The sequence below is a fragment of the Ruegeria profundi genome, assembly GCF_020171505.1.
Classification (GTDB): domain Bacteria; phylum Pseudomonadota; class Alphaproteobacteria; order Rhodobacterales; family Rhodobacteraceae; genus Ruegeria; species Ruegeria profundi.
The window spans coordinates 98,942-117,303 of record NZ_JAIUZS010000001.1; the positions used below are offsets into that span (position 1 = coordinate 98,942).

The 18,362-nt window shown below is 56.8% G+C and carries 17 protein-coding genes; 8 read left to right on the top strand and 9 right to left on the bottom strand.

Annotation, left to right across the window (positions count from 1 at the left end; all coding sequences use genetic code 11):
- Positions 1 to 23 precede the first annotated feature (23 nt).
- Positions 24 to 2,384, top strand: coding sequence for a xanthine dehydrogenase family protein molybdopterin-binding subunit (locus LCM21_RS00390; RefSeq protein ID WP_224888842.1), 2,361 nt, complete (start codon positions 24 to 26; stop codon positions 2,382 to 2,384).
- Between the two features lie 95 nt (positions 2,385 to 2,479).
- Complete coding sequence (locus LCM21_RS00395) at positions 2,480 to 3,271, top strand: FAD binding domain-containing protein (RefSeq protein ID WP_224888843.1); 792 nt, start codon at positions 2,480 to 2,482, stop codon at positions 3,269 to 3,271.
- 25 nt (positions 3,272 to 3,296) lie between these two features.
- On the opposite strand, the gene LCM21_RS00400 is transcribed toward LCM21_RS00395, so the two are convergent.
- Positions 3,297 to 4,214 carry a MurR/RpiR family transcriptional regulator gene (locus LCM21_RS00400; protein ID WP_224888844.1) on the bottom strand — a complete coding sequence of 306 codons (918 nt, stop codon included), beginning with the start codon at positions 4,212 to 4,214 and terminating at the stop codon, positions 3,297 to 3,299.
- An 89-nt stretch (positions 4,215 to 4,303) separates the two neighbouring features.
- On the opposite strand from LCM21_RS00400, the gene LCM21_RS00405 reads away from it, so the two are divergent.
- A complete protein-coding gene (locus tag LCM21_RS00405) occupies positions 4,304 to 5,083 on the top strand; it encodes a beta-keto acid cleavage family enzyme (protein WP_224888845.1) in 780 nt (259 codons plus the stop codon).
- Positions 5,080 to 6,396 (top strand): aspartate aminotransferase family protein, encoded by a 1,317-nt coding sequence (locus tag LCM21_RS00410; protein WP_224888846.1) that lies wholly within the window; start codon positions 5,080 to 5,082, stop codon positions 6,394 to 6,396. Before LCM21_RS00405 ends, LCM21_RS00410 begins: the two co-directional genes overlap by 4 nt.
- Before the next feature lie 71 nt (positions 6,397 to 6,467).
- Here the strand turns inward: LCM21_RS00410 and infC are convergent, their stop codons facing one another.
- The 7 genes from infC to cobA form a co-directional block, all read right to left on the bottom strand.
- A complete protein-coding gene (gene infC, locus LCM21_RS00415) occupies positions 6,468 to 7,085 on the bottom strand; it encodes a translation initiation factor IF-3 (RefSeq protein ID WP_338092856.1) in 618 nt (205 codons plus the stop codon).
- A 90-nt stretch (positions 7,086 to 7,175) separates the two neighbouring features.
- Complete coding sequence (locus LCM21_RS00420) at positions 7,176 to 8,009, bottom strand: ferredoxin--NADP reductase (RefSeq protein ID WP_224888847.1); 834 nt, start codon at positions 8,007 to 8,009, stop codon at positions 7,176 to 7,178.
- A 108-nt stretch (positions 8,010 to 8,117) separates the two neighbouring features.
- A complete protein-coding gene (locus LCM21_RS00425; RefSeq protein ID WP_068335200.1) occupies positions 8,118 to 8,525 on the bottom strand; it encodes a DUF934 domain-containing protein in 408 nt (135 codons plus the stop codon).
- A complete protein-coding gene (locus LCM21_RS00430) occupies positions 8,522 to 9,283 on the bottom strand; it encodes a phosphoadenylyl-sulfate reductase (RefSeq protein ID WP_224888848.1) in 762 nt (253 codons plus the stop codon). Before LCM21_RS00430 ends, LCM21_RS00425 begins: the two co-directional genes overlap by 4 nt.
- A complete protein-coding gene (locus LCM21_RS00435; RefSeq protein WP_224888849.1) occupies positions 9,273 to 10,937 on the bottom strand; it encodes a nitrite/sulfite reductase in 1,665 nt (554 codons plus the stop codon). The genes LCM21_RS00430 and LCM21_RS00435 overlap by 11 nt, the downstream gene beginning before the upstream one ends.
- Before the next feature lie 66 nt (positions 10,938 to 11,003).
- Entirely contained in the window at positions 11,004 to 11,318 is a 315-nt protein-coding gene (locus tag LCM21_RS00440) for a DUF2849 domain-containing protein (protein WP_224888850.1), read from the bottom strand.
- Positions 11,318 to 12,094 (bottom strand): uroporphyrinogen-III C-methyltransferase, encoded by a 777-nt coding sequence (cobA, locus tag LCM21_RS00445; RefSeq protein WP_224888851.1) that lies wholly within the window; start codon positions 12,092 to 12,094, stop codon positions 11,318 to 11,320. Before cobA ends, LCM21_RS00440 begins: the two co-directional genes overlap by 1 nt.
- 141 nt (positions 12,095 to 12,235) lie before the next feature.
- Here cobA and LCM21_RS00450 point away from each other — a divergent pair, with 141 nt between their 5' ends.
- Positions 12,236 to 12,715, top strand: a complete 480-nt coding sequence (locus LCM21_RS00450; RefSeq protein ID WP_224888852.1) for an Lrp/AsnC family transcriptional regulator — start codon at positions 12,236 to 12,238, stop codon at positions 12,713 to 12,715.
- Positions 12,716 to 12,721: 6 nt separating this feature from the next.
- Here the strand turns inward: LCM21_RS00450 and LCM21_RS00455 are convergent, their stop codons facing one another.
- Positions 12,722 to 13,894, bottom strand: a complete 1,173-nt coding sequence (locus LCM21_RS00455; RefSeq protein WP_224889700.1) for a cytochrome P450 — start codon at positions 13,892 to 13,894, stop codon at positions 12,722 to 12,724.
- A gap of 47 nt (positions 13,895 to 13,941) precedes the next feature.
- Between LCM21_RS00455 and LCM21_RS00460 the strand changes: the two genes are divergently transcribed.
- From LCM21_RS00460 to LCM21_RS00470, 3 genes are all read left to right on the top strand, one after another.
- Entirely contained in the window at positions 13,942 to 15,675 is a 1,734-nt protein-coding gene (locus LCM21_RS00460; protein ID WP_224888853.1) for a sensor histidine kinase, read from the top strand.
- Entirely contained in the window at positions 15,672 to 16,901 is a 1,230-nt protein-coding gene (locus LCM21_RS00465) for a sigma-54-dependent transcriptional regulator (RefSeq protein WP_224888854.1), read from the top strand. Before LCM21_RS00460 ends, LCM21_RS00465 begins: the two co-directional genes overlap by 4 nt.
- Positions 16,902 to 17,269: 368 nt before the next feature.
- Positions 17,270 to 18,271, top strand: coding sequence for a DctP family TRAP transporter solute-binding subunit (locus LCM21_RS00470; RefSeq protein WP_224888855.1), 1,002 nt, complete (start codon positions 17,270 to 17,272; stop codon positions 18,269 to 18,271).
- Positions 18,272 to 18,362: the final 91 nt, after the last annotated feature.

An 18,362-nucleotide genomic window follows, 5' to 3' on the forward strand; every position in this document is an offset into this window, starting at 1 on the left:
CGTTTATCGGAGGAGAACAAGCAATGCCCAAAGACAGTGGCATCGGAGCCAGTTCCAAGCGCCGCGAGGACGTGCGCTTTCTGACCGGAGCAGGCAATTACACCGACGACATCAACGTACATGGCCAAGCCTATGTGCATTTCCTGCGGTCTGACATCGCGCATGGCCGGATCAAGTCAATCGATACGTCCGCAGCCGAAGCCATGCCCGGGGTGGTCAAGGTATTCACCGGCAAAGACTTCGAAGGCGTAGGTGGAATGCCCTGCGGCTGGGAAGTGACTGACAAACACGGCGCGCCGATGCAGGAACCGCCGCACCCCATACTTGCGCAGGGAAAAGTGCGCCACGTGGGCGATCCTATCGCAGCCGTTGTGGCCGATAGTCTTGAACAGGCCCGCGACGCGGTCGAAGCCATCGAGCTGGATATCGAAGAACTGCCAGCCGTGCTGGATATGAAAGCCGCGGCGCAGGACGGCGCGACACTGGTTCATGACGATCTGAAAAACAACATTTGTTATGATTGGCAGCTGGGCGAGGCGGACGACGATAAGGTCAATGAGGTCTTTGCCAACGCCGCGCATGTAACCACGTTGGATTTGGTCAATAACCGTCTGGTCGCCAACCCGATGGAGCCGCGTGTGGCGGTGGCCGAGTACAATCGGGGAACCGAAGACTACACGCTTTACACGACGTCTCAGAACCCGCACGTGATCCGGTTGTTGATGTGCGCCTTTGTCCTTGGTCTGCCTGAGCATAAGGTGCGTGTTGTCGCGCCTGATGTGGGCGGTGGTTTTGGTACGAAGATTTTCCACTACGCCGAAGAAGCCTTCTGTACCTTTGCGGCCAAAGCCTGTGGGCGTCCGGTGAAATGGACCGCCAGCCGGTCCGAGGCGTTCATGTCGGACGCACAAGGCCGCGACCATGTCAGCACAATCGAACTGGCGCTGGATGCGGACAACAACTTTATCGGTCTGCGCACCAATACCTATGCCAACCTTGGCGCGTACCTGTCGACCTTCTCCAGCTCGGTTCCGACTTGGCTGCATGGCACGCTTATGGCAGGTAACTATAAAACGCCGGTCATCCAGGTGAACGTAAAGGCGATGTTTACCAATACGGTCCCGGTTGATGCCTATCGTGGAGCCGGGCGGCCCGAGGCAACCTTTCAGCTTGAGCGTGTTGTAGACAAAGCCGCGCGTGAGCTTGGGGTCGATCCGATTGCGCTGCGCCGTCAGAACTTCATAACTCAGTTCCCCTATGACACGCCGGTCGCGCTGACCTATGACACCGGGGACTATAATGGGACGATGGACAAGCTTGAAGTTGCCGCCGATCTGGCAGGCTTTGCTGCGCGTCGCACGGAAAGCGAGGCAAAGGGCAAGCTGCGTGGGCTTGGCATCAACTGCTATATTGAGGCTTGCGGTATCGCACCTTCGAACATTGTTGGTATGCTCGGCGCCCGTGCGGGTCTGTATGATGCTGCGACAGTGCGGGTCAACGCCACCGGTTCGATCAGCGTCATGGTCGGCGCGCATAGCCACGGGCAAGGGCACGAGACCGCCTTTCCGCAAGTGGTGGCGGACATGATCGGCATTGACGAGTCGATGGTTGAGATCGTGCACGGCGACACCTCGAAAATCCCGTTTGGTATGGGTACCTACGGGTCGCGTAGCCTCGCAGTTTGCGGCTCGGCCATGGTCAAGGCGACCGAGAAGGTGATCGAAAAGGCCAAGAAGATCGCGGCTCATTTGCTGGAGGCGTCAGAGGCGGATATTGAGCTGAAGGATGGTCAGTTCAGCGTTGCGGGCACCGACAAATCGGTGGCTTGGGGTGATGTGACCCTTACCGCTTATGTCCCGCATAACTATCCTTTGGAAGTTGAACCGGGGCTTGAGGAAACCGCATTTTACGATCCGGCGAACTTTACCTTCCCTGCTGGTGCCTATGCCTGTGAGGTCGAGGTGGATCCGGAAACAGGACAGGTCACCATCGAAAAGTTCACTGCGGCGGATGATTTCGGCAACATCATCAATCCGATGATCGTTGACGGTCAGGTGCATGGCGGTATCGGTCAGGGGATCGGCCAGGCGCTGTTGGAGAATTGCGCCTATGACGAGAATGGGCAATTGCTCAGCGCGTCCTTCATGGATTACGCGATGCCGCGCGCCGATGATGTTCCGTTCTACGAGGTTGATCATTCCAGCCAGACGCCGTGTACCCATAACCCGCTGGGCGTGAAAGGCTGTGGTGAGGCTGGCGCGATCGGCTCACCGCCTGCGGTGGTCAATGCGGTACTGGATGCGTTGAACTCGGGTGGCAAATCAGTGGACCACATTGATATGCCGGTTAGCCCGTCGCGCGTCTGGGCGGCAATGAACAGCTGAGTGGAGAGGGAGGACCGGGGGCCAGCCCCCGGACCCTCGGGATATTTTTAGCCAGATGAAAGACGGACCCGCGTCTTTCGGGAAGGAAAAACGAAATGTACAGTTTCGAGTTTGAAAAGCCCTCGACCATTGCTGATGCGGTTGCCGCATTGGGGGCCGAGGATGCACAGGCGTTAGGGGGTGGGCAGACCTTGATCCCGACGTTAAAACAACGGTTGGCTGCACCCTCGGCCTTGATCTCGCTCAGCGGGATTGCAGAGATGAAGGGTGTTTGCGTGAATGACGATGGTTCGGTGTCAGTTGGCGGAGCGACGACCCATGCCACAGTCGCATCAGAAGCAGCGGGCAGCTATCCGGCGCTTGCAGCCCTAGCAGGTCAGATCGGTGATCCGGCGGTTCGGAACCGCGGCACGATTGGCGGCTCAATAGCCAACAATGATCCGGCAGCTTGTTATCCGGCGGGCGTGTTGGGATCGGGTGCAACGATCATCACGAACACGCGCGAGATTGCGGCGGATGATTTCTTTGAGGGGATGTTCTCAACCGCGCTGGACGAGGGGGAGATCATTACGTCAGTGAGGTTCCCTGTTCCGCAAGCGGCAAGCTATCAGAAATTCCTGCAGCCCGCGTCACGATTTGCGCTGGTTGGTGTGTATTTGGCACGTTTCGCTGACGGGGTTCGCGTTGCCGTGACAGGGGCGAGTGAAGATGGTGTTTTCCGTTGGACCGAGGCCGAGCAGGCACTGACGAAAGAATTCCGCCCGGATGCCTTGATGGACCTGCGCATCAATCCGGCCAACATGATCGGTGATTTGCACGGCAGCAAAGACTATCGTGCGCATCTTGTTGGTGTGATGACAAAACGCGCGGTTCAAGCCTGCATGTGAAACATTAAATGGTTCTAAGCCCCGGTCATGAACCGGGGCTTTTTTTTGTTTGGCGCAGCCTTGGGGGCTTGGAGGGTTGCCAATACGCGCCGGTATCCTCTCGCGCTTTTTGATAGGCGTCGATCCGTTGTCGCGCCGCCTCGCCTCCGGCGTCGAAAAGATGCCCAAGCAAACACTCCAGAACGGCCATAGCGCCGGTAAAGCAAGAGAACGAATGCAAGGCGCGGGTGCTGACCGTAAAGGCAATGTCGGGCGCGACGCCGGGCGCGATTAGGTCGCTGTCTGAAATCAGGATCAGGCGCAGCCCCCGCTGTTTCGCGAAACGCATGGACTGGATGGTGTCCGCAGAATAGGGGTGCACGGTGATGGCAATCAGGCAGTCCTGCTGATCCGCATCCAACAGATCATCTGTTGCAGAGCCCATGTGGCGCGGCACCAATTGGATACCCGGATGGGCCATGCGACCCGTGTAAGAAAAGTAATAGGCCAGCGCATAACTGGCGCGCGTTGCCGTCACGAAACACCGTCTTGACGTCAGAATGTGCTCAATAGCCAAACGCACATTTTCAGGCTTCATAAGGCGAAGGGATCGTGTGACCACGTTTTGTTCGTTTTGTACCAATTTGGCTTGTGCAGTACCAAAGGTGTCTTCGGACTGAAGAGCGTTCAGCCAATCCTGGCCCAAGCTGTTTTCCCGATCCGTCACCAGCGCATTGCGAAAGGGCAAGCGGAAGGCTTCGAACCCGTCAAACCCCATACGCTGCGCAAGTCGGACCAGAACGTTTGAGCTTACCCCGATCCGGGTCGCAGTCGTGCGGATTGGGTTCAGGCCGAAATCGCCGGGATGGTCGATAACATATTTTGCAGCCGCCTGCAGGGCTGTGGGCATGTCTTCGATGTTACGCCGCAGACGATCAGTTACTTCATTCGGGGTGATATCCATGATCCTAAAAAAACATATGTTTTGAAATTAGCAAGTAAAAAACAACGTAAGGCGCGCTAGATGGGGCAAAGTTGACCAGAGGAATTTGAATGTCGGACTCGCGATCAGAAAAACAATCCGCCAGGCGCCCATATGTTATGGTCGCTCCGACAGGTGCGCGGCGCGGGCGGACAGATCACCCGGCGCTTCCTGTTTCCATTGATCAGATTGTCGAAACTGGGCGCGCTTGTTTTCAGGCTGGCGCAAACGGGCTGCACCTGCACATTCGCGATGCAGAGGGGCGGCATTCCCTTGACCCCGCTCGGTACGTTGAAACTGTGGCTGCGTTACGGCGGGCCGTTCCCGAACTCGAGCTGCAAATCACGACTGAGGCTGCCGGAGTATACGATGTTCCCGCCCAAATCGACTGTCTTGAGAAGGTATGCCCCGATTGGGCCTCGGTTTCGATAAGAGAGATAGCGCGGTCACCGGATCTCGCTGATCGGGTATATGGCCTGTGTGCTGCGCAGGGAACGCGGATTCAGCATATCCTGTACGATTCAGAAGATGCCGCCTTGCTGGCGGAATGGACGAAGGCCGGGATTGTGCGCGAAGAACAGACGGAGTGCATCTTTGTCTTGGGGCGGTATGCGGCCGGTCAGCAATCGTGCCCGCACGACCTGGATCAATTCCCCAAAGGCCAGTCGCCATGGATGGTGTGCGCTTTTGGCCCGCAAGAACATGCGTGTTTGACATATGCTGCCAAGCAGGGCGGCGACGTTCGCGTCGGGTTCGAAAACAGCCTGACTGATGAAAACGGAAATTTTTGGAAAGACAATGCTGCGTCGGTGTCGGCGCTTGTTGCCATGTTGGAAAGGGCAGTCAAATGAGTCACGTATTTCCACGTCACACGAAATCAGAGTTACCGGTCGCAGCGGGCGGAGATGGGTGTTACCTGATCGATGCACAGGGTCGGCGTTATCTGGACTGCGGCGATGCGGCGGTTTCGTGCCTTGGTCACTCGAACCCATCGGTCATCCGCGCAGTGCAGGATCAAGTCGAAAAGATCGCTTTTGCCCATACCGGCTTTATGACCTCGGAGCCGGCTGAGGCACTGGCCGACTTGCTGATTGAACACGCCCCTGGTGATCTAGACCGGGTGTATTTCGTCTCGGGCGGGTCTGAGGCGACCGAGGCGGCGATAAAGCTGGCGCGGCAGTACTTTCTTGAGATCGGTCAGCCCGAGCGGCGACATGTGATCGCGCGGCGGCAGAGTTATCACGGCAACACTCTGGGCGCTTTGTCCGCCGGAGGCAACGCGTGGCGGCGGGCGCAATTCGCGCCGATGTTGATCGAAATGACTCACATAGCGCCATGCTATGAATACGCGGAGAAGCCGAACGGTGAAAGTAGCTTTGACTATGGTCAGCGCGTGGCCAATGAACTGGAAACCGAAATCCTGCGGTTGGGTCCTGACACTGTGATGGCGTTTATGGCAGAACCCGTTGTTGGTGCGACTTTGGGCGCGGTCCCTGCGGTTGAAGGATACTATAAGCGAATTCGTGAAATCTGCGATCAATACGGTGTTCTTTTGATTTTGGATGAGGTGATGTGCGGCATGGGCCGAACGGGGCACCTGTTTGCTTGCGATCACGATCAGGTGGCACCGGATATTCTTTGTATCGCCAAGGGGTTGGGGGCCGGGTATCAGCCCATCGGTGCGATGATGTGCACAAGTCGTATATTTGATGCGATCCGTGACGGGTCAGGTTTTTTTCAGCACGGGCACACCTATATCGGGCATCCTGTTGCAACGGCGGCGGCATTGGCCGTGGTTCGTGAACTGACCGCGCATGATCTGCCTGCGCGGGCAGGTGTTATGGGGGACAAGGTTCAATCCGCGTTAGAGGCCGCGTTGGGGCAGCATCCGAATGTCGGGGACATTCGGGGTCGGGGCTTGTTCCGCGGAATTGAACTGGTTGCGGATCGCGACACCAAACAACCGTTTGATCCTGCGCATGGCGTTGCGGGAAAGATCAAAAAGGCCGCATTAGCCGAAGGGCTGATTTGCTATCCGATGTCGGGTACGCGCGATGGACGGTTGGGCGATCACATCCTTCTGGCGCCGCCATTTATTATCGAAGACGAACAGGTCGATGAGATGGTTGGGAAACTGAACAAGGCAATAACAGCCGTTATCTAGTGGCCCCCGATACTGTCACGAAAAAAGCCCCCTCAAATAGGGGGCTTTGAAAGAAACGGTCGGTCAGAACGTTACTTCTGAGGTAGCGGCCCGATCATCATGATCATCTGCCGGCCTTCCATCTTGGGCATGTTTTCAACCTTGCCCAGATCCTTGATGTCTTCGGCCACGCGTTCCAGCAGCTCACGACCCAGGTTCTGGTGCGCCATCTCACGGCCACGGAAACGCAAGGTGACTTTGACCTTGTCGCCCTTTTCCAGGAACTTGAAGACGTTCTTCATCTTGACGTCATAGTCATGCGTGTCGGTGTTGGGTCGAAATTTGACCTCTTTCACCTCGATGACTTTTTGCTTTTTGCGTGCTTCGCTTTCACGCTTTTGCTGTTCATACTTGAACTTGCCGAAATCCATGATCTTACAAACCGGAGGGTTCGCATTCGGCGAAATCTCAACCAGGTCAAGCCCCGCATCTGCGGCAAGTTGCATGGCTTTGGCGGGATGAACCACCCCGACATTTTCACCATCAGCGCCTATCAGGCGAATTTCGGGGGCACGGATTTTTTCATTGACGCGCGGTCCGGTTTCTCTCTGCGGCGGCGCGTTGTGGGGTCTGCGAGCTATGGGTTCATTCCTTTGATGATTGCAGAATTTTCGAGCCCGAAATCTAGACCGCCCCGCGTCCCGATTCAAGCGCCATCCGCGTCTAAACAGAGGAAATCTGTTGTTTTGCAGCGGGTTTATGCGCGGGCTACGATCAATTTGGCGGCCCGCGCGAACGGATCAGCCCACAAAGGCCTTTTCGATCACGAATTCCTTGGGCTCAGAGTTCGCGCCCTCACGCAGGCCGAACTCTTCAAGGATTTCCTTGATGTCCAGATTAAAGGCCAATGAGCCACAGACCATTGCCCGGTCGGTTTCTGGCGTGATGCCGCCTTCGATACCGAGATCGGCAAACACAGTGCCGTCTTTCAGCAGATTGGTGATGCGACCCATCTTGGGGCTTTGTTCCCGCGTGGTCGTTGGGTAATAGCGGACCTTGTCGGCAAAGCCTTCACCGATCAACTCGGTCAGCAATTCGTCCTGACGGATGTTTTCGATCAGCTGCCGACCATATTCCAGCTCGGCCACTTCCCGGCAGGTATGGGTAATGATGACCTCGTCATAATCCTCATAGGTTTGCGGCTCGCGCAACAACGAGGCAAAAGGCGCGAAGCCGGTGCCGGTTGCAAAGAACCACAGCCGTTTACCGGGCAGCAGGGCGTCATGTACCAATGTTCCCACGGGCTTGGGGCGCAGGATAATCTGGTCACCCGGTTTTATGTGTTGCAGTTTCGACGTCAACGGACCGTCCTGCACCTTGATCGAATAGAACTCCAATTCCTCGTCCCAAGACGGGGACGCGATCGAATATGCGCGCAGCAGCGGTTTACCGTTGTCGCCTAGCAGACCAATCATAACGAACTCACCCGAGCGAAACCGAAGGCTTGCTGGGCGCGTTACACGGAACGAGAACAGGCTTTCAGTCCAGTGTTTCACGTCGGTAACGGTCTGAGCGTCCGGCAGGACGGGGGCCTTTACGGCGGTTGCTTCGGTCACGGGCTTCATCTCTGTCATCGTTTCACTGCCAGTTGGGTAAACCGACATCTCCGTTTAAACTTTGATCCAAGTCAGGAAAAGGGGGCATATGCCCCCACGTTGCCTTGCAAGTTGGCAGACGCGGCCTTAGCCGCGCAGGCGGGCCTGGTAGCTGTGGTCTTTCCAATTGGCACGCGCCAACCATTGTTCTTCTGGCTGACGAGTGGCCAGTTCACTGTCGATTTCAACCTCGTCGAAACCACTACGACGGGCCATTGCGTATTGATCGGCCAGAATGTGGCCTTTGGCGCGCAGGCGGCCAGTATATCCTTTCAGGCGCAGGATTCGGGCGATGGTAAAACCGCGCCCATCTGCCGATGACGGAAAATCCACGCGGACCATTTTCGCATTACCTAAACGATCAACCAGTTCATCTGGGTCGGTATCCGAGGTCACATCCAACGCCACTAGATCATTTGCGGCGTCATCCAGTGTTACAAAACCATCGGTCCAGTCATCGGGTGCAAACCCGTCATCCGATACGATTACATTCATGTTCTCTCTCCGGCGCGCACCATCCTGCCATCGACAAAATGGATGCCGCACTCTTCCTTGTTCTGGTCGCGCCAGCGTCCGGCGCGGGGGTCTTCGCCTTCTTTGACCGGCGAGGTGCAGGGCGCACAGCCGATCGAAGGATATCCTTTGGCCACCAGCGGGTGCCTGGGCAGGTTGTTTTCATCCATATAGGCGCGCACGTCCTCGGGGGCCCAATGCGCCAACGGATTAACCTTGATCCGGCCGGTACCGTCTTCGACCTCAAAGAATTCCAGGGCGGCGCGTGTTCCAGCCTGAAACCGTTTGCGACCGGTGATCCAGCCGTCGTACCCCGCCAATGCCCGCTGCAACGGGAACGTCTTACGCAGGTTGCAGCACGCATCCGTGTCCCGAAGCCGCAAGGCACCATACGGGTCATCGCGCTGAATGTCCTCATCCTCGGCGCGGATGATATGAACGTTTTTCAAACCCAGACGTTCGCTGACCTCTTGCTGATACTCCAGCGTTTCGGTGAACAGCATCTGGGTGTCCACGAACAAAACCGGCGTCATCTTGTCGACCACCGCAGCCATGTGCAGCAACACGACCGACTCAGCGCCAAAGCTTGAGACCAGCGCCAATTGCTCGATCTCGTCCAAGGCACCATGCATCACGTCATGGGCGCTGTGGTGACGGAACTGAGCGTTCAGCGCCTCGACCTTTTCGGTCAGTTCGCTTCGGTCTTTGCCCAGTTCCGTTTGAATCAGGTCAAGCGGCATTGGCCTGCGCCTCGGGGTAGAGGGCCGCTTTGAACGGCGCCATTCCTACACGGCGATAGGTTTGCAGGAATGTCTCCTCACCGCTTTCGCGTTGCTCCAGATACGTGTCGACGATGCGCTCCACTGCGGGCACGATTTCGTCATAGGCAAATCCGGGACCTGTGCGGTCGCCAATAGCAGCCGTCTCGGTACCGTCACCGCCCAGCGTGATCTGATAATTCTCGACGCCTGCGCGATCCAGACCAAGAATTCCGATATGACCTACGTGGTGGTGACCACATGCGTTGATGCAGCCCGAGATCTTGATCTTCAGATGACCGATATCGTGTTCCAGCTTCAACTCATCAAAACGGGTTGCGATCTGTTGTGCAACCGGGATTGAACGCGCCGTGGCCAGCGCGCAGTAGTCCATACCTGGGCAGGCGATGATGTCGCTGATCAGGCCGATATTGGCGGTGGCCAATCCATGCTCTTTCAGTTTCGCGTGTATCGCGGGCAGGTCCGATTTATGGACATGCGGCAGGATCACGTTCTGTTCGTGGCTGATGCGCAATTCGTCATAGGCGAATTCTTCGGCCAAGTCTGCCATCACGCGCATCTGCTCAGCCGTCGCATCGCCCGGCGTCGCGCCGTGCTTTTTGATTGAGATCGTAACGATTGCGTGGTCGGCATTTTTGTGCGGCGCGATGTTCGTGTCGACCCACGAGCGGAACACCGGATCGTTGGTGTAAGCGCTTTCGAACGACGCAACCGAACCTTCGCGGAAGGCAGGCGGGGCGAAGTGACCCTTGATCTCTTCCAGCAGGGCCATGTCGGCACCTTTGAACTGCGGACGCACCTGAAGGAAGCGCTCGTTCACCTTGGCGCGGATGGTGTCGATGCCATTTTCGTGGACAGTGATCTTGATCCGCGCTTTGTATTTGTTGTCACGGCGACCAATCTGGTTCCAAACGGAAACCGTTGCTTCCAGGTAAGCCAGCAGGTCGTCAAAGGCGACAAACTCGGACAGCTCTTTGCCGATCATGGGTGTACGACCCAGACCGCCACCGACGATAACGCGGGCGCCCAGAACGCCGTCGCGTTCGATCAGTTGCAGACCGATGTCATGGGCCTTGATCACGGCGCGATCATTTTCCGAGCCGGTGATGGCGATCTTGAACTTACGCGGCATGAACTGGAATTCCGGGTGATCGGTCGACCACTGGCGCAGCAATTCGGCATAGGGGCGGGGGTCTGCGACTTCATCCGCAGCGGCACCGGCAAAGTGGTCCGCGGTCACGTTGCGGATCGTATTGCCCGAGGTCTGGATGGCGTGCATACCAACCTCGGCCAGTGCGTCCAGCATATCCGGCACGTCTTTCAGCTTGGGCCAGTTGTACTGGATGTTCTGACGGGTGGTGAAATGGCCATAGCCCTTGTCCCACTTCTCGGCCAGCAGGGCCAGTTGACGCATCTGCGCGCTGGATAGCGTACCATAGGGGATTGCGACCCGCAGCATGTAAGCGTGCAGTTGCAGATACAGGCCGTTCATCAGGCGCAGGGGCTTGAATTCATCTTCCGTGAGCGAGCCGTCAATGCGGCGCTCGACCTGTGCGCGGAACTGTTTGTTGCGCTCTTCCAGAAAGGCTGTGTCGAACTCGGAGTAGCGATACATGTCTAGCTGTCCTTAGTTGCAGCCCCGAAACCTTGGGGCCTTGAAGAGGAGAATGGGGGCCGTAGGTCAGGCCCGGGGCTGCGTTGCTTTTTCCTGCTTGCCGTGGGCATAGTTGGACGGGCCAGTGCGGCGGAAGTCCTCGCGGAAATGAGTGGGTTCGGGGCCGTTATCGCCGGCTACCGCGTCAGCGAGGTAGGCACCAACAATGATGTTGGTCTGGCGCTGTGCATCCAAAAGGCGAACCTGCGCATGGGCCTCATCCGTGATCAGTTCGGCCTCAGCAAGGTCGCGCGTCCAGCGGTCTTCACTTGTCAGGTAAATTACGTCACCTTCCAGCAGATCGTTGGCGGTGACCACCTTGGGGGTAAATGTGCGGGGCATCAGGCGTGCTCCTTCTTGAATTCAGTCAGGGCCTGTACCGCGTGGCGCGGCGCGAGGCCAAAAAACGTGAGAGTGGGGCCATCCATCTCGGCGGCGCTCAGGTCATTGGACAACCTGTCCAGATCAGTGGCCAGAATGCGTTGATCAGGGCGAGAGGCGTTTTCAACCAAGGTTATGGGCGTGGCGCGATCCGCACCGTGCATGATAAGGCGACCCTGGATGAACCGCGCCGATTTCTTGCCCATGTAAATCGCTGCAACCGCGCCGGGACGTGCCAAGGCGTTCCAATCGTGATCGGCGAAACCTTTCATGTCATGCCCGGTCAGAAAACGCACCGAAGAATTTCGGCCGCGCTGTGTCAGGCTTTGACCAATACTGGCAACAGCGGCAGAGGCCGCGGTGATACCGGGAACGATCTGCCAGGGGATGCCAGCATCCTCAACCGCTTCGATCTCTTCGTCCAAGCGTCCAAACACAGTTGGATCACCTGACTTCAAGCGCACGACACGCTGACCTTTTGAGGCGTAATCAACCAGCAGGGCGTCGATGTCTTCCTGTTTCCAGGATGGTCCAAATCCTGCCTTTCCAACATCGACCAGGACTGCCGTTTTTCCGGCCAGTTGTAGGATCTCGGCGCTGATCAGGCGATCATGCAGAACGACATCGGCGCTTTCAAACGCTTTTATAGCTTTGAGTGTCAGCAATTCCGGATCACCCGGTCCCGCGCCGACAAAGTCGACGTGCCCTGTGACATCATGTGATTGCGTGACCTGCATGTTTCGTTCCACGTTGTTTGACTTAACCCGCAATATAGGAAATATTCCCACCTATGCGCTATATGAGCGTATAAATAAGAACAAATGTTCTATTATATCGTGTCTGAAGGACGCAGGTTTCGAAACGAAGGGAAATTTGGAATGTCGGTGCGGATTGATGACACAGATCGGAAAATTCTGGTCGAGCTTCAGCGCGACGCCAGCCAATCGCTGGACGAAATAGCAGCCCAAGTTGGCAGTTCCAAGACACCGGTCTGGAATCGAATTCGCAAGCTCAAAGGGGCCGGGGTGATTGGTCAGCACACGGTTCTGCTGGATGCCGAGGCACTGGGATTCGAAGCCACATTCTTCGTTCTGATCCGGACGTCAGAGCATGAGGCGGAATGGCAGCGCAAGTTTCTCAAGGCCTTGCAGGACCGGCCTGAAGTACAAGAGGCGCACCGGCTGGCTGGGGACATTGATTACATCCTCAAAGTGCGGGTCAAGAATGCACGGGCCTATGATGAGTTTTACCAGACTCTGATTTCTGAGGTGCGGGTTCATAACGTAACGGCGCTGCTGTCGATGGAAGAGATCAAGTCCACCACCATGCTGCCGCTGAATGCACTCAGCGATAACTGAAGCCAGTCACGCCTGAACCACCAGGCGCGTTAGCCCGCGAAAGTGATAGGTGTTCGAATAGTTCGGCTCAGCACTCAGGCGGATGTTCGGACACCGCTGAAAAAGAACCTTCAAGGCTAAGCGCATCTCTAGTCGTGCCAAAGGGGCACCGACGCAGAAATGCAAGCCGCCTCCAAAGCTGGTATTGGTGACGACCGGGCGCGTTGGATCAAACACATCCGGTTCATTCCAAACTGACGGATCACGGTTGGCGGCCCCCAGCAATAAGGCGACCTCATCACCGCGTTTGAACCTGTGACCATAGATTTCGACGTCTTCATATGCGTAGCGGGTAAACATATGCAACGGGGGGTCATAACGCAGGATTTCCTCGACCAACTCATCAATGTCGCAATTGCGGGGATCAAGTCCTAGCTGCAGGAGCGTTTTCACACCGTTACCTAAGGAGTGTACTGTCGCCTCATGCCCTGCATTCAAAAGCAGGATGCAGGTGGCCACCAGTTCATCGCGCGATAGCTTTTCACCTTCTTCTTCAGCTTCGATCAGGCGGGTAATCAAGTCGTCCTGTGGGTCAGAGCGGCGTTTCTCGATGTAGTCGCTCAGAAAGGCTGTGAACTCCTGCGCCGCAGTGGCTGCTTCGTCCTCGGTCTGGCGCGTGCGGCTGGCCTGATACATCGCCACCATCGCATGAGACCACCTGAGCAGGTCGGGTGATTGCTGTTCCGGAACCCCTAACAGCCGGCAAATCGTGATCACGGGGATTTGCGTGCAATATGCGTCCAGCAGATCAAAAGGGTCGCTTGGAAAGCGATCGATCAGTGTATTGCATAGATCGAGAACAGACGGCTCCAACGCTGCAATTCCGCGTGATGTGAACGCGCGCATAACCAATGCGCGTAACCGGGTGTGGCGGGGTGGCTCGGCTTCAAGCAGGGAATGTGCCTCAACGTTTAGCCAAGGGGCAAGGTGCGCGGCTGCAGGTCGCTGAAATTCATCAGGGACCTCTCGACCAAAGCGGCGATCCTTAAGCAGGGCCTGCACAGCTCTGTGGGAAACAGCGGCAACTTTCCGGTAGTCCTCCCAATACACAAGATTCCCGTGCGCGCGAGCCGAATGGTAAAATGGATAGGGATCTTGGACGAATTCCGGATCGACCGGGGATTGAAGCACTGTCTTCATGAAAGGCAGACTTGCCATGCGGCGCGTCGAATGCAAGACCCTAGGGTATGCAGAGGGTTTTGGTGATCCTGGGTTTTCTGGTTGCTGTCGGACTGTTGTCCGCCGGTGTTTGGTCTTATGGGTATCGACAGGCCTTGTCTCAGCTAAGCGAAAAGGCCGAGGCAGACCTTGAACTGGCCGCGGACCGGTTGACGACACAAATGCAGGTTTATCAGGAACTGGCAGTGTTGATGGCAAGCCATCCGGTCTTGCAACAGCTTGTAACACCGCAACAACGAAGGCGGGCGCAGGCGGTCTTGTTGGATGTCGCCGACAAGACGGCTGCGGTCAACATGATCTACCTGGACCCTAAAGGGCAGGTCCTCGCGGCTGCGCAACCATTGGTTTCGCGAAATATGGCTGACGACCTGGCTTTTCGGCGCGCCATGCAGGGGGCATTAGGCAGCGCTCATGGTGTGGTACCGATCAGCGGTGACAGGATTTACTCTTACGCGGCACCGACCTTTGATGCGGCGGGGCGTGTGATTGGCGCGGTAATGGTGATTGCCGATGTGCAAGACGTCGAACAGACCTGGCGGGGCAGTACCGAGGCGGTGTTCTTTATTGATGGTGAAGGGGTTGTTTTCATCTCAAACCGGTCAGACCTTTTGTTCTGGCGGCGGGTCGAAGGGCAACAAGGTCTTGTGCCAACAGAGGGTGCCGATGTCGATTTCGCCTCGACCTGGGTGGGGCCGCACGAGTTGTGGAAGCTGAACTGGGGCCGGTACTTACCCAACCGCGCGCTGCACCTGATGCTGGAGCTACCCGTGATTGACATGACAGCCGAGGTGCTTGTGGATGTCGCGCCCGCACGTCGGTTGGCGGGCCTGCAAGCCGCCACTGTTGCCGCGATCTGTCTGGCGTTTGGCGCACTTTTGTTTCTGGCGACTGAGAGGCGGCGGACACTGGCCGAGGCGAATGCTGTTCTGGAGAGCAGGGTCGCAAAACGCACACGCGCCCTGACCGCCGCAAACACCGCACTACGCCGCGAGGTTCATGAACGGCAAGAAGCTGAGGCTGCGCTGAAACATGCGCAAGAGGAACTGATTCAGGCAGGAAAGTTGAGCGCCTTGGGCCAGATGTCTGCAGGGATCAGTCATGAACTGAACCAACCGTTGATGGCGATCCGGCAATTTGCTGATAACGGGGCAGCGTTTCTGGCGCGTGGTCGCGATGAAAAGGCCTCGGAAAACCTCAGGCGAATATCTGATATGGCGGCCCGGATGGCCAGGATTATTAAAAACTTACGTGCTTTCGCGCGGAATGAAAGCGAACCTATGGGCAAGGTCGATCTGGTACAGGTCATTGACACGGCGGTCGAACTGACAGAGGCGCGGTTGAAGTCCGAGGGTGTAAAGATGAACTGGCAACCCCCGAACAACCCGGTGTTTGCCTGGGGTGGAGAAGTGCGGCTGGTTCAGGTTTTTGTAAACTTGATCAACAATGCCGCAGACGCGATGAGCCAGCAGGACGAACGGCTTATAAGCATTTCAGTAAAAAACGGGAAAAAACTGGCTGTCACGGTACGCGACATCGGTCCGGGCATCGAAAACACAGAAAAGCTGTTCGAACCGTTTTACACGACCAAGGCCGTTGGATCGTCCGAGGGGATGGGGCTGGGCCTATCGATCTCTTATGGTCTGGTGCAAAGTTTTGGCGGCAAGATTCGCGGCGCCAATGCCCAAACAGGGGCCGAATTCACCGTAGAGCTTGAGAGTTATCAGGAAGATGAAGCGGCATGACGCGCAAGGTTCTTTTGGTCGATGACGACGCTGCTGTGCGCGAGGCTTTGGCGCAGACGCTGGAACTGGCCGACTACGCTCCGGTGACGGCTGGGTCTTTCGTGGCGGCCAAGGATCACATTCGTGCGGATTTCCCCGGTGTCATCGTATCGGATATTCGCATGCCCGGGCGGGATGGATTTCACCTTTTGACTTATGCAAATGAGGTGGACCCGGACCTTCCGGTTATCTTGCTGACTGGTGAGGGCGATATCCCAATGGCTGTGCGCGCCATGGGGCAGGGGGCGTTTGATTTCCTTGAGAAACCATGCGCGGCGGCTGACCTACTGGACGTGCTCGGCAAGGCCTTCTCGGCGCGGGCACAAGTTCTTGAGCAACGCGCCCTGAAACATGAACTTGAACGCGGAGACCCCGCTGCGCGCATGCTGTTCGGCTTGTCGCCGCAAGCAGAGGCGTTGCGGGACCGTGTCCGCACTGTTGCCCCCACCGGAGCCGAAGTTCTGGTCACTGGCCCTGCGGGGAGTGGGATTTCAAAAGTGGCCGAGGTCATTCATCTGATGTCTCCTCAGGGGTTGGGACCGTTTGTAAAGCGGCCCTCGTCCGGACTGACGGCCAAGGAACTGGTACAGATCTGTGAAGACGCTGCCGGGGGCTCACTCTTTCTGGACGAAATCTCGGCCATGCCCGAAGCAACGCAATATGCAGCGCTGGAGTTGGTTGAGCAGGGCGTGGGTGCGCGTATTCTGGCGGGTACAACGGCGGACTTGTCCGCAATGTCAGCCGAAGGGCGGTTTCATGCGGACTTGTTCTATCGGTTGGACGTTATGCGCGTTCGCATTCCGTCTTTGGCTGAAAGGCCCGAGGATATACCGGTTCTGTTTCGTCACTATGTTGCGCAAGCGGCTGAACAAGCCGGTATTTCGGAGCCAGAGATAACCTCGGATCATCTTGCGTTGCTTATGGCCAGCGACTGGCCAGGTAATGCGCGATCGTTGATGTCGGCGGCGATGCGGTTTGTGTTGGGAATGCCGGAAGAGGTGTCGCAAGCGGCTGATCTGGGTTTGAACGAGCAGATGGCACGGGTTGAGAGGTCTTTACTGATTGCGGCGTTGGGGCGTCATAATGGGAAAGCTTCGGATGCGGCAACGGCGCTCAAACTGCCGCGCAAGACATTCTATGATAAATTGGCGCGGTATCAGATCCGACCCGAAGACTATCGACGATGAGCAGAACCTCTCCCGCCTCTTTTTGCCGCATTATCATGCGTCAAAACGTGTTGGGCGTGGCAGCCCGCTAACGCGGCCTGCGGTCGTGCATCAAAGAAAAAACGTGATTCTGTGTGAATGATTCGGGAAGAGTGCGAAATTCCGCACAAGTGTCTCATCACCTGTGCGGATTTTCGCACAACGCCTCTCGTTCGGTTCGGAAGAACCTGAGAAAACGCAAATAACACGTTATTTTTAATAGATAAAAACAAATGCTTTCGACGGTCAAACAAATCGTTGAGCCGTGACGGTTGATTCGTTTCACTTCCCGGCATGCGGCGCAAGGATGCGTCGAATGACAGATTTGGAAGTCTGGGAGGAAAAGACAGATGAAATTCCTATCAACGGCTGCAACAGCAGTTGCTCTGACTGTAACAGCAACCGCAGGTATTGCGGCCTGTGACGATGGTGAAATTGTCGTGAAGTTCGCGCATGTGACGAACACCGACAAGCACCCTAAAGGCATTGCGGCCTCACTGCTGGAACAGCGCGTTAACGATGAAATGAACGGCGTGATGTGTATGGAGGTCTATCCGAACTCCACACTCTACAACGACGATAAGGTGCTGGAGGCGATGTTGCAGGGTGATGTGCAACTGGCTGCGCCTTCGCTGTCGAAATTCGAGAAGTTCACGAAGCAATTCCGCCTCTTCGACCTGCCGTTCATGTTCAAGAACATCGACGCTGTGGACGCTTTCCAGGCGTCAGCCGAAGGGCAGGCCATGAAAGACAGCATGCAGCGCCGCGGCCTTCAAGGGTTGGCCTTCTGGCACAATGGCATGAAGCAGATGTCAGCAAACAAACCGCTGGTTGATCCGTCTGATGCAAATGGCCTGAAATTCCGGGTTCAGTCCTCGGACGTGCTGGTGGCGCAGATGGAAGCCATCGGTGGTAGCCCGCAGAAGATGGCGTTTTCGGAAGTGTACGGCGCGCTGCAACAGGGCGTCGTGGACGGGCAGGAGAACACTTGGTCGAACATCTACGGCAAGAAGTTCTTTGAGGTGCAGGACGGTATTACCGAAACCAACCACGGCATCATCGACTATCTTGTCGTGACCTCGGTTGACTGGCTGGACAGCCTTGAACCGGAGGTTCGCGAACAATTCCTCACCATTCTTGGCGAAGTGACCGAGATGCGGAACAAAGAGTCCTTCTCAGTGAACGAAGCGGCCAAGGCCTCGATCACCGAAGCAGGCGGCGTCATTCGTGAACTGACCCCAGAGCAACGTCAGGCTTGGGTGGATGCGATGAAGCCGGTCTGGGATAAGTTCGCCGACGACGTTGGTCAGGATAAGATCGACGCGGCACAGGCGATCAACGCCGGGTTCTAAACCCCCGGCTCAGGCCGCGCGTCCCAGACTGGGGAGTTATCGACGCGCTGGCCGGGCGGGCCAGATAATGGTCCGCCCGCTATTATTCTCA